We start from the raw sequence: 15,968 nt of genomic DNA, 5'->3' as shown, positions 1-15,968 counted from the left end.
CCCGCTACCCCGCGGCGTTGAGCCGGAGGATGGCATCCGCCACCGCGTCGATGCCCGCGTCCGCCAGGTCGGGCGCCGCCACCTGCTGGCGCAGCGGCCACTTCTCGAAATGGCGCGCCTGCGAGCGTTCATAGTGCGGATCGTAGTGAAGCGCCATCAGTTCGGCAAAGAGCTGCGGCAGGTTGCCCGCGAGCGCCCATTCCTGCCAGCGCTGCACCACCGCCTTGCCCTGCATCTCCTTGAGCCTGTCGAGCTGGCCCGCCAGTGCGGCGCGGTCGTCGCCCAGGTAGGCGTAGTCGCGCAGCAGATAGTCGAGCCGCGCGGCCGCGTCGGCCTGGACTTCGATGCAGGCGGCGGCGCGCATGTGCGCGACCAGTGGAATCGGCACCGAGAGCCGGCCGATGCGCGCGCTTTCGCCTTCCACGTAGAGCGTGCGCGACAGGTCGAGCGCATCGAAACAGGTGGCGATGCGCGTCTCGAACTGCTTTTGCGAGGGCTGCGGCACGCCGGGCAGCGCGCCCAGCAGCGAACCCTTGTGGCTCGCGCAATGCTCCAGGTCGAGCACCTGTTCGCCGCGCGCGGCCAGCGCCTGCAGGATGCGCGTCTTGGCGCTGCCGGTGGCGCCGCAGATCACCTTGAGCCGGAGCTTGGGCACCGTGGCCTCGATCTGCGCCAGCACGTGCTGACGAAAGCTCTTGTAGCCGCCGGCGAGCTGCTGCGCGTCCCAGCCGACCAGCCGCAGCCAGGTCACCATCGAGCCGCTGCGCAAGCCCCCGCGCCAGCAATACACGAGCGGGCGCCAGTTGGCGGGCTGCTCGGCGAAGCGTTCGCGCAGGTGCCGCGCGAGGTTGGCCGCCACCATGGCGCCGCCCACGCGCCGCGCCTCGAAGGCGCCGGTCTGCTTGTAGATGGTGCCGACGATGCGGCGCTCCTCGTCGTCGAGCACCGGGCAGTTGATGGCGCCGGGAATGTGGTCGAGTGCGAACTCGGAGGGGGAGCGCGCGTCGATGAGGGTGTCGAAGCGGTGCAGGTCGGCCACGCGCGTGGGCTGGTGGCGCGGGTTGTCGTGCTCACGCATGGGCCTGCCCCTGGCGGCGCCGCGGCCGGCCGCTTGCCGGGCCGGCACCGGCCGCCAGGGCGAACATTGCAATCGATACGGTCATGGCCTGGTGCGGTTGGAGGAAGGAGCGGACAACCTTCGATTGTAGAAACCCGGCCAGAATGCAGGGCAGGGGAGACACTGTCGTCTTCGGCTGCCAACGGCGGAGGTCGCATGATGCGCACATCGGTTCTGTTCATTCCGGTTTTCTTCTTCGGTGCGGCCGCCGCCATGGGCGCGCAGGCGGCCGAGGTGGTGCGCTGCACCGATGCGAGCGGAGGCATCGTCTACACCGACGGCCCTTGCCCCGCCGGCAGCCGGCTCTCGCGCCAGGTTCCCATCACCGAGCCGCTGACGGTAACTCCGCCCGCTTCTGCCGAAGAAGCGCGCCGGCCGGCGTATACACCACCGCCGCCCCCGCCCCCGATCAGCAACGCGCCGCAGGGCCCGGCCATCATTCCGCGCAACGTCGACGAGCCGCAGCGCCCCGCGCCCGAATCGCCACCGGTCTATAGCTGGGGGCCGGACCCGTACTACGACCCCGGCCGCCCGATTGTTCGCCCACCACGGCCTCCGCGCCCGCAGGATCCTGGACCGCCTCCGGGCCAGCGGCCCTGCCAGAACCTCGCGGGCATCAAGCGAAGCAACTGCTGAATCGACGGAGCCGATGCAACTTCGCCACTGGACCGTGTACTGCGATGGCAGCGCGATGCCGAACCCCGGCCGCATGGGCGCCGGCGCGGTCATCACCGAGCCCGACGGCACCCGCCACACCCTGTCGCTGGCCAGCCATGCGACGGGCTGCAACAACGAAGCCGAACTCAGGGCGCTGACCCTCGCGCTCGAGGACCTCAAGGCCAAGGGTGCGACCGCCGTGCAGGCCTATACCGACAACAGCATCCTCGTCGAGCAGCTCGGCACGCCCGGCGCCAGGCCGATCGCGCGCATGGCCGGGTTGTTCGAGGATGCTCGCGCTTTGCTCGGCTCTTTCGAGGAGGCGAGCCTGCATTGGGTACCGCGGCACCGCAACCACGAGGCCGATGCGCTCGCGCGCGCCTCGCTGGGCTTTGGGCCCAAGCCGGCGGCCCGGACGGCGAAGAAGAAGCGGCGCTAGCTGCGGCCAGGGGCGCGGGACAGAGGCCATATCATCCGCGTCATGACCGAAGCCAATCCACTTCCCCCTCTTCCCGACCACCTGTCCACCGACCCGCGCAGCCCCCACCACGTGGCGGCCGTCTTCGAGCACGACATCGGCATCCGCTTCAACGACAAGGAACGCCTCGACGTGGAGGAATACTGCATCAGCGAAGGCTGGATCAAGGTGCCCGCGGGCAAGACGGTGGACCGCAAGGGCAAGCCGCTGCTGATCAAGCTGAAGGGCAGGGTCGAGGCGTTCTACCGCTAAGGCCCGCGGCACCGGGCACATGCGCAGTGCCCCGGGCCCGCCGAGTGCGCTCCGCTCGGCCAAAAACCACCGATTGAACACAAAAAGTTAGCCTTCTTGCATCTTTAGTTGTCGTACAACTAAGCCCAAAAAGGCCCCGGACATGGCAGAATTTCCTTGACTCATCGGACATCGTATGAGTTGAAAAGTATCAAAGCGGTCGAACCGCTGCCTAACTGGAGACAAAGATGAAACGCAGGAACTTCGTCATTTCGACACTTTCCCCCTTGGCGCTGAGCGCGTGCGGCGGCGGAGGGGACGGCCCCGGCTTTCCGCCGTTCCCGGTTCCGCCGCCGGCTCCGGAACCCCCGCCGAGCACCGAGGTGCTGGCGCGCAAGGCGATGCGGCGCGCCGCGGGCTTCATGGACGAGACGGTGTCCTATCGCGGCGGCTACGTCTGGGCCTACCTGCCCGACTTTTCCACCCTCTGGGGCGAAATGGAGGCGCGTCGCACCATGTGCTGGATCCAGCCACCCGGCACGCCCACGGCAGGGCACTGCATGCTCGACGCCTACCACGCCACGGGCGACGAACTCTTCTACAGCGCCGCCGAGCGCACCGCGCTCGCGCTGGTCGAGGCGCAGCATCCGGCGGGCGGCTGGAACTACATCCACGACTTTGCCGGCGAAGCCTCGCTGCGCGAGTGGTACGCCACCGTGGGCGCCAACGGCTGGCGGCTCGAAGAGTTCCAGCACTACTACGGCAACGCGACCTTCGACGACGCGGGCACGGCGGTGTCGTCGCAGTTCATGCTGCGCATGTACCTGGAAAAGCGCGATCCGCGCTTCCTGGCGGCGCTGCAGAAGGCCATCGGCTTCGTCACGCAGGCGCAGTTCAGCTCCGGCATGGCCGACGGCGGCTGGCCGCAGCGCTACCCGCCATCGCCCGATGCGATCTCGTCGATGCCGCTGCCCAACCCGGAGCAGTTGCCTCTGGGCGCGACCGCGGGCATGGAAGACGGCGACTACACGCGCCACGTCACGTTCAACGACGACGTGGCGGGCGAGAACATCAAGTTCATGCTGATGTGCGTGGTGGCGCTGGGCGACCAGAGCCTGGTGCCGTACATCACCCGCGCGATGGAATGCCTGCGCCGCATGCAGCAGCCCGGACCGCAGGCCGGCTGGGGCCTGCAGCACCTGGCCACGGACCAGAACGGGCGCCCGGCCGGAGCGCCCGCCGGCGCGCGCAGCTACGAGCCGCGATCGCTGGCCACGCACACGACGCAGACCAACGTGCAGCAACTCTTCAACTATTTCCGCCTCACGGGCGACCGCGGCTACCTCGCGCGCGTGCCCGAGGCGCTCGACTGGCTGGACAGCTGCAAGCTCACCGACACCATGATCGCGGAGAACCCGCTGCTCAAGGGCCGCACGCATCCCACCTTCGTGGAGCTCGGCACCAACCAGCCGCGCTTCGTGCACCGCTACGGCTCGAACATCCACAACGGTGCCTACTATTTCGACCATGACCATCGCAACACGCCCAGCCACTACTCGGCCGGCCGCGCCATCGACATTGCGGGCATGCGCCAGACCTACGCCCAGCTCAATGGCATGAGCGACACCGCCATCCAGCAAATGGTGGCGGCTTCTCCGCTGCGCCACGGCGAGCAGCGGCCGCTGCCCAAGTACTTTTCGCTGCGCGAAGTGGACTTTGCCGACCTGTTCGCCGACCGCGTGATGACCAGCCCCGTGGTGAGCGCCGCCGATGCCACTGCCGTGATGGACAAGCTCGACCCCAAGGGCTACTGGCTGGCGCCGCTGTCGGCCGTGACCAACCCCTACAAGGGCGATGGGCCCTCCACGCCCTACCTGGGCGATGCCTACCGCAGCAAGCATGTGGGCGACGTGTTCGACACCTCGCCCTACGATCCGGCGGACCCGCCGCTGATCGAGCCCTACGTCAAGAAGGAGCAGCCGCAGGCGATCACGGTGGCCAGCTTCGTCAGCAACATGGGCAAGCTCATCGCCTTTACCGCGCCTGTCGTCTAATTTGCCCTGAAGGGGCCCACATCATGCAGAAAGCTCTTCGCGCCACGCGCGGCAACATCACCACGCTGCAGGTCGATGCCATCGTCAATGCGGCCAATTCGTCGTTGCAGGGCGGAGGCGGCGTCGATGGCGCCATCCACCGCGCCGCGGGGCCCGAGCTTCTGCATGAGTGCCGCCTGCTGGCGGGCTGCAAGACCGGCGACGCCAAGCTGACCAAGGGCTATCGACTGCCGGCCCGGTTCATCATCCACACCGTCGGGCCGGTCTGGCGCGGCGGCTCGAGCGGTGAGCCGGAACTGCTGGCGTCGTGCTATCGAAAGTCGATGGAAATCGCAGCGCAGTGCGGCGCACGGACCGTCGCGTTTCCGTCGATCAGCACGGGCATCTATGGCTACCCGATCGAACTCGCAGCGCCCATCGCGGTGGCCACGGTTCAATCGGCGCTGGCTGCAGGTTCCAGCGTGGAGGAGGTCACGTTCTGCTGCTTCTCGGACGCGGACCTTGCCGTGTACCAGGCGGCGCTTGCCGCGGCGGGGGCTGCATGAATCAAAAATGTAGCCATGCCGGCGGCAAAGTCGCTCAGCTAAAAACGATGGCCGTCCTGTGCGCGATGCTCAGCCGTGCCGATTCGTAGAGCAGCAGCCACGACGCATATTCGCGGTAGAGGCCTTCGTCGGCATCGATCAGGCCCTCGATGCGCTCGGCTTCCTCGTCCGACAGCTGGCCGTCGGTGAGGGCGATGCCGAGCGCGGGCGCCACCAGCACCAGCTCGTCGCGCAGACGGTAGGACGAGCCGAGCATGCCGCCGCTCAGTTCTACGTCGTCGGAATCGGAGAACAGCACCTCGTCGAATTCGACCGGCACATAGAACCCTTCCGCGTCCGAGTGGCAGATGAGGTGGCTGTCCAATTCGTCGAGCGCGGCCTGGATCGCCGGATCGTCCGCGGGATCGATACCGTCTTCCACCGGCGTCGCCACCCAGTGGGACGACACCAGCCGGTGCGCATAGGCCCGGCGCAGGTGGTGGATGAACGAGTACGGAAAGCTGTCGAGCGACGCACGGGAATCCAGTGGTGGCAGCTCACGGGGCTCGGCATGCGGCGGAAGTCCCGCCGCTGCCAGCACCTTGTTCACTACCACCAGGTCTTCCTGGAGCCACTCGGCTCCTTCGGTGTCGTTCTCTAGCAAGTCGGCAAGTGCGCCGACGCTGATGGCCAAACCCATGGTGTTCCTTCACTCCTTGCCTGGTTGGTCGTTTGCGGCGCGGCTTACTTCGCCGCCTCCACCTTCACGCGCGCATTCGGCGTCTCGCCGAACATCTCGGGCGCGTACATCGCCTCGACGCGGCTCGGCGGCAGCGCGAAGTCGCCGACGTTGTTGAGGCGCACGGTGTATTCGATCTTCACGACGCCCTTGGGCAGGTACTCGTAGTAGCTGCGGAAGGCCTCGAAGCTGCGCTCCTCGAAAGCCAGCCAGCCCGCGCCCGACTTGCGCTCGCCCTGCGTGGCGATCTGCGAGTCGCGGCCGAGGCCCGTGCCCAGGATGGTGGCGCCGCCCGGAATCGGGTCGCTCACCACGACCCAGGTCATGTCGGTGCTGGCGTTCACCTCCACGGTCACGCGCAGCACGTCGCCGCGCGTGTACTTGCCCGCGGTGGCCTGCTCGACCGGCGTGATGGTCTTCTTGATGGCATAGCCGGCGGCGAACGGCGCCTTCAATTGCACCGCGGCAATCGACTGCATCGTGAGCCAGGGCTTGCCGCTGCCCTGCTGCGTGACCAGCAGCGTGTCGCGCACCGGCGCGCCGGAAGGCGAGGCTGCCCAGGGCAGGAACATGGTGTTGTTCTTCAGGTTGCCCGGCGACGCGGGTGCGCCGAAGAAGGTGCTCTGGTTGGGCGCGCCGGCCGCGTCGGTGGTCTTCACGCGCTCGACGCTGCGCCAGTCGACCTGCGCCTTCACGGCGCCGAGCGTGGCGGCCGTGACGCCGGCCACCGGCGTGCTTTCGAACACCTTCGAGAACTTCTCGAGCGCGAGCCCGCCCCACAGGTTGGCGGTGGTGGTGTGCCAGGCGCCGTTCTGCTGGCGGCCGATGAAGCCGTTGGCGAGTTTGCCGACGTCGTCCTTCCAGGCCGGATCGTCCATCACGCTGAGCAAGAGGCGCGCAGTGTTGACGTCGCCGTTGGTCATGAGCCACCACCAGTAGTCGTCCTGCTCGGTGCTGAAGACCAGCTTGGTGCCCTGATAGGACAGGCGTGCCTTGAGCACGTTGTTGGCTTCATCGAGCCGCTGCTGGCGCTGCGGCACGTCCTGCACGCGCTTCAGGATGTTGAGCCAGTCGATCACGGCGCTGGTGGGCCACTGGTTGGGCGCGATGGTGATGCTGCCGAGCATGCTGCCCTTGGCCGTGCCGTAGCGCGACAGGGCCTCGAGCGCGGCGAGCTTGCGCACGTCCAGGTCCTTGCGCGGGCTCCAGAACTCGCGCTGGATGCGGCCTTCGACAAAGGCGATGAGGCCCGACTCCATTGGCGCGCGCGCCGCGTCGGGCAGCGCGAAGGCGGGGTTCAGCGCCGCCGCCTCGTGCGTGGCCGCCAGCAGGTACGAGGTGAGGATGTCGCTGCCGCGGTTCGATTCGCCATCGCGCGGCGGAAAGTAGCTGGCGAGGCCGTCGCTGTCGAGGTAGGTCGGCAGCTGGGCCAGCACGCCCTGCCACATCTTCGCGTCGCGCAGGCCGACCGACTTGCTGGTCTTCTGTTCGAGGCAGATGAAGGGGTAGTTGGCGAACCAGTCGCGCACGCCCGGCAGGCCTTCGGCCAGCTTGGGTTGCAGAGAAAGCTTCAGGCCGCCGCGGCCGGGCAGGGCGTCTGCGGGCGGTGCCACGTCGATGGTGAAGGGACCTTCGAGCTGCACCAGCGTGGCCTGCTGCACCGTGAGCGGCACCGACGGCACGATGCGCTGGCGCACCTTGAGCGCGTCGCGCGCGCCGCCGATGGTGTCTTTCGCCTCGATCTCCCACAGGATGGCTTCGGCGCGCGTCTGCGCGAGCTGCGCAGGCGCGGTCACGGTCCACGCGACTTCGCGCGCTTCGCCGGCCGGAATGTCCACCGTCTGCGGCTCGAGCGCGAGCAGCGTGGCGCGCGGCGCGGCCTCCACCTTCATCGGTTTCTGCGTGGTGTTGCGCAGCGTGATCTGGGCGCGGAACTGGTCGTCCTCGCGCACCAGCGGCGGCAGGCCGCTGATGATCTGCAGGTCCTGCGTGGCCTGGATGCTGGCCTGGCCGGTGCCGAACAGGCTGGTGCCCGAATCGGCCACGGCCACGATCTTGAAAGTGGTCAACGCATCGTTGAGCGGCACCGTCACCACGGCCTGGCCGTTGGCGTCGAGCACCACCTTCGGGTTCCACAGCAGCAGGGTGTCGAGCAGCTCGCGCGTCTGGCCCTTGCCGCCGCCGCCGCCCGCGGGCACGGCCTTGCGCCCGTAGTGGCGCCGGCCGACGATTTCCATCTGCGCGGTGGAGGTGGCAACGCCCCAGCTGCGCCGCTGCAGCATCGCGTTGAGCAGGTTCCAGCTGTCGTTGGGCATCAGCTCCAGCAGCGCCTGGTCGACCGCCGCCAGGGCCACTTCGGCGCCGGCCGCGGGCCTGCCGTCGGGCAGCTTGGCGGAGATGGTGATCTGCGCCTTGCTGCGCACCGGGTAGCTGGGCTTGTCGCTGGTGACGGTCACGTCGATCTGGTGCGCGCGCGTGCCGACGCGGATCTCGGCCATGCCCAGGCGGTAGGCGGGCTTGCTCAGGTCGACCATCGCGGTGGGCGCGACGTATTCCTTGCCTTCGTACCAGAACGCGGTCCACCACTCGCGCGGCGCCTTGAAGCCCCAGGTGAAGAAGCTGTACCACGGCACCTCGCGCAGCCGCCCGCGCAGCGCGAGCACGCTCACGTAGGCGTTCGGCCCCCATTCGGGCTTGACCTGCAGGCTCACGGTCGGGTCCTTGCCGTCGAGCTTCACCACGTGGGTCTCGATGATGCCTTCGCGTTCCACCGACACCAGCGCGGTGGCAAAGCGGAAGGGGCTCCTCACCTGGAACTTGGCAACCTCGCCGGGCTGGTAGCTCTTCTTCTCGGGCAGCACGTCGATGCGGTCGTTGTCCTCGCCGCCGAACCAGAGTTCGCCCTGCTTGGTCACGTACACCGAGCTGGCGGCGCGGCTGTCGCGGCCTTCGCCGTCGGTGGCGCTGGCCACCAGCTCGACCTCTCCGGCTTCCTTGAGCTCGGATTCGCACAGCAAGAGGCCGCGCGCATCGCTCTTGCCGCTGCAGACGGTGCCGATGTCCTTCGTCTCGGTCTTGTTGTCGTAGGTGTAGAAGCCGCCCACCATGCGCTTGCGGCTGGTGGTGGTGATGCGCGCCACGGCGCGCACGTTGAGCGTGACGCCGGCCTGGGGCTTGCCCGAGAGGTCGAGTGCGAGCGCCTGGTACTTGAGCTTCTGGCTGGTCGAAACCCAGCCCTCGGTCTTGATGCCGGCGATCACCGAGGCGGGCCACAGCGTCTGCGTGTTGCGGATGGTCTGCACCTCGCCGTTCGGGTCGGCATAGGTGGCTTCCAGCAGCAGCTCGCGCGCGGCCTTGACCTTGGGCACCTTGTCGATCGTGACCTTGCCGGCGCCGTCCTTGTTGAGGGTGAGCGGCAGCTTGTCGGCGATCACGCGGGTGTCGCTGGCGCTGTTGATGTCTTCCTCGCCGCCTGCAGTGTCGGCGGCGGGCGCGGCGGGCGCCTGCGAGCCCTCGGGCTGCACGCGCGGCGGATTGAAGCTGAAGGCGTCGTGGTCGGCAAAGCTCAGGCTCTTGCCGCGCACCATGGCCGACACGCGCACCGGCAGGTTGGCGGCGCCACCGCCGGCCACGTAGTTGATCTGCACGTCGGTGGGCACCGAGGCCACGCTCACCAGCGGCTTCTTGTCGGTGGGCGCGATGCGGCCTTCGAGCACGGGCAGGCGGAATTCCTCGACGCGGAACTGGCCGGTGGAGAAGCTGCGGTTGTAGTCGCTGTCGCCGCCTTCACCTTCTTCCGAGTCGCCACTGTTCGCGTCCTTGCCCTTGCCGGTGCGCAGCATCACTTCGTACAGGCCGAGCTTGGCGGCCGGCGGAATGGCGAAGGTGTTCTCCGCGCTCAGGCCGCCGGTCGGCGTCTTGCGCCAGGCCAGCGGCTGCGTGAAGCGCTGGCCGCTGCCGGTGTGGGTGACGACCAGCGTGTCGGGCCGGTTCTCGGGCAGGCCGAAACCCTTGCTGGTCTGGGTGCGGAGCAGGTGCTTCATCGACACCGTTTCGCCGGCGCGCAGCAAGGTGCGGTCGAAGATGGTGTGGGCCACGCGGTCGGGCTCGGGCTGCAGGCTGGTGGGCACGTTGAAGCGCCAGGGCTCGATGCCGCGCTGCCAGTCGCTCCAGGTGAAGGCCAGGTCCTCGATGCCCTTGTCGTCCTTGGCGCGCGCGCTGACGAACCATGCGCCCGCGTTGTATTCGTCCGGCCCGTTGCAGTTGGGCGCCTCGGGCGCGACGCCCGTAAGGTTGACGATGCCGTTGGTGTCGGTCTTGCCCGTTGCGACGGCAACGCCGCGGCAGTCGGACACGCGCACTTCCGCGTTCGGCACCACCTTGCCCTTGTCGAGCGTGGTGACCCAGGCCATCGAGTTCTCGCGGCCGAGCTTGAAGTGCACCGCAAGGTTGGTGGCCAAAGCAGTGGTGCGCACGTACATCGTGCGGCTGGCGCCATAGCGCTCGTCGAGCAGCGCGTCGCCGAGCTTTTGCGAAGCGATCTCGAGCACGTGGAAGCCCGGCGTCAGCGGAATGCCGATGACTTCGAACGGGCGCGGATCGCCGCTCTCGGCCTTGGGCATGTCGAGCGCCTTCACGCCCGGCTGGCCCGCGAGCAGGGACAGCATGCGGCTTTGCACGCGGCTGCGCTCGCTGTTTTCGATGACGGCGGGCAGCGCGCCCTTGATGTCCTTGCGCGCCTGTTCGCGGCTCACGGTGTATTCGTCGTAGCGGCGCACCTTGCGGAACCACGCGATGATCTCGGCGTCGGTCTTTGGGTTCATGTCGCTGACCTTGCCGGGCGTGAGCGCCTGCACCATCAGCGCGGGCTCCACGCGGCGCACGGTCACTGGCATCATGGCCGGCGTGCCGGGTTCGGCCAGCCGCTCGACCACGCCGAAAGGCGAGGCCGCGAACTTGGCCAGCGGCGGCATCGCGCCGGTCGCCACCTTCAGCGGAAAGCTGCCGGGCGAGGCCAGCGGCCGGCCCGAGGCGTCCTCGAACTTGGCGGGCAGTTCGACGGTGTACTGGGCGTCTTCGGCGAACGGCGGGCCGAAGCTCGCCGCGCTGACGACGTCGTCTTCGCTGGGCGTGCCGCCGTCGTTCTGGAGCGTCACGGCGATCGACTTGCCGCCGCCCTTGAGCTGGATCTGCGCGGCCATCTTGCGCGTGACCGGCGCATTGAACTGCAGCTGCATCGGCCGCAGCGGCAGGCAGGCGGCCTGCGCGTTCTCGCGCTCGCAGCTGAAAGACACGGCAAAGGGTTCGCGCACCTGGAAGTTCAGGCGGCGCTCCACGTTGTTGGCCACCCCCGACGGCGTGGCCACGCCCTTGCCGTAGACGATCTGCACCTTGCTGCCCGGCGTGAGCGTGCGGTTGCATTGCAGCGCAATGAAGCGCAGCGGGTCCTTGGCGGCTTCCTTCTCGCGGCCGAAGGCCTTCAGCAGCCCGGTGCGCTGCTCGCCTTCGAGCAGCCGCACGGGAATGCGCTCGCCGATGCCGTCGGCCGCGCACCAGACGTTCTGGCGCACGCTCTCCACGGTGGCCGCGCCGTTGAGCTCGAGCACGAACATCTGCTGCTCGTCGATCCGGCCATAGCTGCCGGGCATGAAGTTGCGCACGAACGGCCCGCCGCTATTGAATTGGTAGCGCTCCGGCCCGGTCAGCTCGCCGCCCGAGGCGGGCTTGAAGCCGGGAACCCGGGTGACGGTGCAGCGCACGCCGGGCGGCAGGTCGTTCTCGAAGTCCCAGACCCAGGCCTTCGCATCGGTCCAGCGGCCGGCGCCCTTGCCGGCCTGCGCGTCGGTGCAGCTCACGGCCAGCGGCGCGGGCGCCTTCGGATCGCCGAAGTTGACCGCGGGCTGGTCGAACTTGGCGACCACCTGGCGCACGCGCGCCACTTCGCCCTGCGGCGTCAGGCTGGTGATCTGGAGGGCGAGGGCCGGGCCGGCGAACAAGGCGCTGCCGGCCAGAAGCAGCGCTGGAATGGTTCTTTTCAATTTTTTCTCCACCTGGAAGCAGCGCGCAGCGTAGCCGATTTGAATGGCGCTTCGGCAGTGCCGGACGTCATATGCCTCGGCCGCTCTTCATACAATCGGCACTGTCGTGCGTGCGCCGCGCGGACCGCCACCAAGACCTCGCCGCCGACCGATGAAACGCTACTGGGAAATAGACGCCTTGCGCGGGCTGATGCTCGTGCTGATGACCGTCACCCATCTGCCCACCCGCCTGACCGACCCGCTGGGCCAGCCCTTCGGCTTCGTCTCGGCTGCCGAAGGCTTCGTGCTGCTGTCGGCCTTCGTGGCCGGGCTGGTCTACAGCCGCATCGGCTATGTGCGCGGCGTCGACCCGATGCGCCAGGCTTTCTGGCGGCGCGTGCTCAAGGTCTACCTGTGCCAGGCGGCGATCCTGCTGTTCCTGTTCACCGTGATTGCCGCGCTCGGGCTGCACATCGACCAGCCCGCGGTGAAGAACCTGGTCTCCTACTACCTGGCCGAGCCGCGCGACGGCTTTCTCTTCGGGCTGCTGCTGATCTACGAGCCCGCGCTGCTCGACATCCTGCCGATGTACATCTTCTTCATGCTGATGAGCCCGTGGGTGCTGGCCTTTGCCATGCGCCACGGCTGGACGCTGGTGATGGCAGCCAGCGTTGCCCTCTGGGCACTGGCGCAGTTCGGCCTCAGCGAATGGATCTACGGACTGGCGGTGCACTACCTCGGCCTGCCGGTTCCATTCCACGAGATGGGCGCCTTCAACAGCTACGCCTGGCAGTTCCTGTGGTTTGCGGGCCTGTGCCTCGGTGCCGGCCGCAACCTGCCCGGTGCGCAGCCGCTGCGCTTTCCGGCCTGGCTGTGGGTGCCCGCGCTGGCCATCGCGCTCTACGGCTTCTGGTGGCGCCACCACGGCATCAACGGCCAGGCACCGTTCGGCGGCGACGTGGAACTGAACCTGCTGTTCGACAAGTGGCAGCTCGGGCCGCTGCGCCTCGTGAACCTGGTGGCGCTGGGCATCCTGGCGGTGCGCTTCGGGCCCGGGCTCATGCGCAGGATTCCGCGCCTGCACTGGCTCGAGGCCATGGGCGCGGCCTCGCTGCCGGTGTTCTGCGCGCACCTGGTGGCGGTGCTGCTGGTGCTGGCCTTCTACGGCGACAGCCAGACTGCGCGGCCCTGGTGGGGCGACGGCCTGCTGCTGCTCACGGTGTTCGCGGGCATGTACGCGGTGGCGCGCTTCACGCGCGGGGCCGACCTGCCGCCGCCGGCGGAAGACGTGCCGGCGGAGCCAGCACGGGCCTGAGCCCGGCCAGCGAGCCGGTCAGGGCAGGGCAGCCGCCGGGGCCGCGGCCGGCGCGGCCCCTGGCAAGTACCCCGCGATGACCGACTGCCAGAGCCGGTAGCCCTCGTCGGTCATGTGCAGCCGGTCGCTCCTGAACAATTCCGGCCGCGGCCGGCCATCGGCGCCGAGCATGGGCGTGAAGATGTCGATGTATTCGCTGTCGGGCAGCCGGTTGAGGTAGGCCGAGATCACGTTGTTGGTTTCGCGGATCTTCGGCATCAGGTGCTCGCGCGAGGGGCTCGGCTTGATCGAGATGAAGCTGATGCGCGTGTCCGGCAGTTCGGCACGCACCGTGTTGGCAAAGCGCGCAAAGCTCTCGAGCACCTGCAGCGGCGTGCGGCCTTCGGCCAGGTCGTTGTCGCCGGCATACACCAGCACCTGCCGCGGCCTGTAGCGCACCACCAGGTCGCGCGCGAACAGGCTGCAGTCGGCCAGCGTCGAGCCGCCGAAGCCGCGGTTGACGATGGCGCCGGGCACCTGGCGGAAATCCTGCCCCAGGTTCTTCCACATGCGCACGGTGGAACTGCCCACGAACACCACGCCGCCGGGCGCCGGGAACTGCTGCTGGTCGGCCCGGAAGAAGGCGGCCAGCTCGTTGTGCCAGCGCGCCTTGGCCGCGAGGTATTCGGAGGAGGCGGCGGCGGCATCGGCCGCCGTGCTGTCCAGCGACTCGTAGGGCAGCACGGCGTTGTGGTTCTGGGCCTGCGAGGCGAGTGCGGTTGTCAGCAGCAGCGCGGCGGCCAGCGCGGTTTTCATCGAAGGCATCGGAAAGGCGGAACGCTGATCGGATCGTATCCGCGGATTGTGGGGCATGAAGCGGCAGCCCGGATGCGACTGCGCCATGCCGTCCGGACCCGCCCGAGGCGCCCTCAAGAAACATTCCGCAACGTATACTGCCTCGCAAAATCGGAGCGGGGCGCACAGGCGTGCGGGCGGGGAATGAAGCAAATTGCGATCGTTGTCGCGCTCTGCGTGGGCGCGTGGTACTTTTTCATCGGCGGGCGCAAGCTCGACGAGGCCATGGTGCGCAAGTACTACGAGAAAGAGGCGCACGCCATCTACTCGCGTGACGCGGAGAAGCTGTGCAAGCAGCTCAGCAGGAAGGCCGTGATCCAGAGCAAGACGATCATGATGGGCCAGACGCAGGAGACCACCAGCGACCGCGAGCAGGCCTGCGAGGGCATCCGCAAGTCTTTCAAGATGTTCGAGTCGGTGGGCGAGCGCATGGGCGGCATCCTCACCATCGAATACGAGTACCACATCGACAGCATCGACGTGGCGAGCGACCGCAAGAGCGCCACCGTCGAAGGCACCAGCGTGCTCAAGATGGGCGAGGCGGCCATGCAGTTCAAGAGCAGCTTCTCGCAGCGGCTGGAGCGCGAGCTGGGCCAGATGCGGCTGGTGCGCGCCGACGACGTCACGGTGGTGCGCCTGGGCGGGCGCGGCGCCATGAGCCAGAGCGACTTCTTCAAGTAGCCGCAGGCGCCGCCATCATGCTCGCCAACGACTCGCTGCCGCCTCCGCCGCCTTTCTGGCACCGCCTCAACAGCTTCTTCGCGTTTCCGTTCCAGCTGCGGCCGTTGATGTATGGCCTGGTGCTCGCGTTCTGCAGCCTGCTGTTCGAGGCCATTCCTTTTCTGCATCCCGGCCTGTCGCTGATCGTGATCGAGCTGGGCATCGTGCTGGCGGCCAGCCGCTACGGCTTCAAGGTCACCGCGCTCGGTTCGCGCGGCATCTGGCGCTCGGCCGATTTTCCGCGCGAGCTGAATGAAGACTGGGTCAACCTGCCCTGGAAGCTGTTCGCCATTTCGGTGGTGCAGGGCGCCCTCATCGGCTGGCTGGCCTGGTACGAACCGGTGCTGGGCACTGTCGCGGTGTTCGTGGTGTCGTTCACCTTTCCGGCCGCGATGATCGTGCTGGTGCAGTCGGGCAGCTTCTTCCAGGCCATGAACCCCGGCCACGTGATGGATGCGATGCGCATCATCGGCTGGCCCTATGCGCTGCTGTGCTTCTTCCTGTTCCTGCTGAGCGCGGGCGCGCAGATCGCCATCGGCATGCTGCTGCCGATGCTCGACGGCCTCATCGTGCTGCCGATTGCCAATTTCGCGTTCATCTACTTCGGCTGGGTGATGTCCAGCCTGCTGGGCTACGTGATGTACCAGCACCACGACGCCTTCGGCATCGATCTCCTGCCCGGCGGCGGCGTGGACGACGGCGCGCCGGTGGACCGCCGCACGCCCGAGCAGATCGCCGCGCAGCGCACCGATGCCGAAGTGGCGCAGCTGATCACCGACGGCGACGTGGCCGGCGCACTTGGCATTGCCTACGAGGCGCAGCGCGTGGCGGCGGCCGACGACCTGGTGGCGCAGCGCCGCTACCACCGCGTGCTGCTGCTCGCCCCCGAGAAGGCGTCCACCCTGCTCGACCATGCGCGCCGCTTCATTCCGCTGCTGCTGCGGCGCGACCTCGCGTCCGAGGCGCTCAAGGTCTTCAAGGCCTGCCGCGAAAAGGACAAGGCCTTTGCGCTCGACGACGCGCCCACGGTCATGACGCTGGCCAAGGCCGAATGGCGCAACGGCGACGCGCATGCCGCGCTCGCGCTGCTGTCGGGCTTCGACCGGCGTTTTCGCGGGCATGCGGTCATTCCGCAGGCCTACGAACTGGCGGCCCGGGTGCTGGTGCAGGGGCTTGGCCGCGCCGACATGGCGCAGCCGATCCTGGCCACGCTCGAATCGCGCTTTCCGGACAGCGAGCAGACGCAGGAAGTGCGCTGGCTGCTGCGGCCCGCGGCCTGATT

The 15,968-nt window shown here is 68.3% G+C and carries 12 protein-coding genes; 8 read left to right on the top strand and 4 right to left on the bottom strand.

Annotated elements, in window-relative coordinates:
• Positions 1–4 precede the first annotated feature (4 nt).
• The gene (mnmH, locus tag L1081_RS13780; protein ID WP_489412709.1) at positions 5–1,078 is read right to left on the bottom strand and encodes a tRNA 2-selenouridine(34) synthase MnmH; all 1,074 of its coding nucleotides are present in this window, start codon (positions 1,076–1,078) and stop codon (positions 5–7) included.
• Positions 1,079–1,276: 198 nt separating this feature from the next.
• Here mnmH and L1081_RS13775 point away from each other — a divergent pair, with 198 nt between their 5' ends.
• From L1081_RS13775 to L1081_RS13755, 5 genes are all read left to right on the top strand, one after another.
• The gene (locus L1081_RS13775) at positions 1,277–1,753 is read left to right on the top strand and encodes a hypothetical protein (protein ID WP_489412708.1); all 477 of its coding nucleotides are present in this window, start codon (positions 1,277–1,279) and stop codon (positions 1,751–1,753) included.
• A 13-nt stretch (positions 1,754–1,766) separates the two neighbouring features.
• Positions 1,767–2,213, top strand: coding sequence for a reverse transcriptase-like protein (locus L1081_RS13770; protein ID WP_489412707.1), 447 nt, complete (start codon positions 1,767–1,769; stop codon positions 2,211–2,213).
• A 42-nt stretch (positions 2,214–2,255) separates the two neighbouring features.
• Entirely contained in the window at positions 2,256–2,504 is a 249-nt protein-coding gene (locus L1081_RS13765; RefSeq protein ID WP_431123796.1) for a DUF3297 family protein, read from the top strand.
• 227 nt (positions 2,505–2,731) lie between these two features.
• On the top strand, positions 2,732–4,537 hold the full coding sequence (locus L1081_RS13760; RefSeq protein WP_489412706.1) for a pectate lyase: 1,806 nt from the start codon (positions 2,732–2,734) through the stop codon (positions 4,535–4,537).
• Positions 4,538–4,560: 23 nt separating this feature from the next.
• Positions 4,561–5,082: an O-acetyl-ADP-ribose deacetylase gene (locus tag L1081_RS13755; protein ID WP_489412705.1), complete on the top strand. Its 522-nt coding sequence runs from the start codon at positions 4,561–4,563 to the stop codon at positions 5,080–5,082.
• Positions 5,083–5,116: 34 nt separating this feature from the next.
• Here L1081_RS13755 and L1081_RS13750 read toward each other — a convergent pair whose 3' ends face one another.
• Positions 5,117–5,761 (bottom strand): putative DNA-mimic protein, encoded by a 645-nt coding sequence (locus L1081_RS13750; RefSeq protein WP_489412704.1) that lies wholly within the window; start codon positions 5,759–5,761, stop codon positions 5,117–5,119.
• A 44-nt stretch (positions 5,762–5,805) separates the two neighbouring features.
• Entirely contained in the window at positions 5,806–11,838 is a 6,033-nt protein-coding gene (locus tag L1081_RS13745; protein WP_489412703.1) for an alpha-2-macroglobulin family protein, read from the bottom strand.
• Between the two features lie 151 nt (positions 11,839–11,989).
• On the opposite strand from L1081_RS13745, the gene opgC reads away from it, so the two are divergent.
• A complete protein-coding gene (gene opgC, locus L1081_RS13740) occupies positions 11,990–13,132 on the top strand; it encodes an OpgC domain-containing protein (RefSeq protein ID WP_489412702.1) in 1,143 nt (380 codons plus the stop codon).
• An 18-nt stretch (positions 13,133–13,150) separates the two neighbouring features.
• Here opgC and L1081_RS13735 read toward each other — a convergent pair whose 3' ends face one another.
• Entirely contained in the window at positions 13,151–13,927 is a 777-nt protein-coding gene (locus L1081_RS13735) for a GDSL-type esterase/lipase family protein (protein WP_489416780.1), read from the bottom strand.
• Positions 13,928–14,110: 183 nt separating this feature from the next.
• Between L1081_RS13735 and L1081_RS13730 the strand changes: the two genes are divergently transcribed.
• A complete protein-coding gene (locus tag L1081_RS13730) occupies positions 14,111–14,647 on the top strand; it encodes a hypothetical protein (RefSeq protein WP_489412701.1) in 537 nt (178 codons plus the stop codon).
• A 17-nt stretch (positions 14,648–14,664) separates the two neighbouring features.
• Positions 14,665–15,966 (top strand): tetratricopeptide repeat protein, encoded by a 1,302-nt coding sequence (locus tag L1081_RS13725; protein WP_489412700.1) that lies wholly within the window; start codon positions 14,665–14,667, stop codon positions 15,964–15,966.
• The last annotated feature ends 2 nt before the right edge of the window (positions 15,967–15,968 follow it).

Source organism: Variovorax sp. MSC1_012, from assembly GCF_023667525.1.
GTDB classification, from domain to species: Bacteria; Pseudomonadota; Gammaproteobacteria; order Burkholderiales; family Burkholderiaceae_C; genus Variovorax; species Variovorax beijingensis_B.
Note: the sequence above shows the minus strand (reverse complement) of the source record. Positions and strands in the feature narration are given on the sequence as shown.

Coding starts and splice junctions, on each gene's coding strand:
- L1081_RS13730 (WP_489412701.1), top strand. CDS start 14,111: ATGAAGCAAATTGCGATCGTTGTCGCGCTCTGCGTGGGCGCGTGGTAC.
- L1081_RS13755 (WP_489412705.1), top strand. CDS start 4,561: ATGCAGAAAGCTCTTCGCGCCACGCGCGGCAACATCACCACGCTGCAG.
- opgC (WP_489412702.1), top strand. CDS start 11,990: ATGAAACGCTACTGGGAAATAGACGCCTTGCGCGGGCTGATGCTCGTG.
- L1081_RS13725 (WP_489412700.1), top strand. CDS start 14,665: ATGCTCGCCAACGACTCGCTGCCGCCTCCGCCGCCTTTCTGGCACCGC.
- L1081_RS13750 (WP_489412704.1), bottom strand. CDS start 5,761: ATGGGTTTGGCCATCAGCGTCGGCGCACTTGCCGACTTGCTAGAGAAC.
- L1081_RS13770 (WP_489412707.1), top strand. CDS start 1,767: ATGCAACTTCGCCACTGGACCGTGTACTGCGATGGCAGCGCGATGCCG.
- L1081_RS13735 (WP_489416780.1), bottom strand. CDS start 13,927: ATGAAAACCGCGCTGGCCGCCGCGCTGCTGCTGACAACCGCACTCGCC.
- mnmH (WP_489412709.1), bottom strand. CDS start 1,078: ATGCGTGAGCACGACAACCCGCGCCACCAGCCCACGCGCGTGGCCGAC.
- L1081_RS13760 (WP_489412706.1), top strand. CDS start 2,732: ATGAAACGCAGGAACTTCGTCATTTCGACACTTTCCCCCTTGGCGCTG.
- L1081_RS13765 (WP_431123796.1), top strand. CDS start 2,256: ATGACCGAAGCCAATCCACTTCCCCCTCTTCCCGACCACCTGTCCACC.
- L1081_RS13775 (WP_489412708.1), top strand. CDS start 1,277: ATGCGCACATCGGTTCTGTTCATTCCGGTTTTCTTCTTCGGTGCGGCC.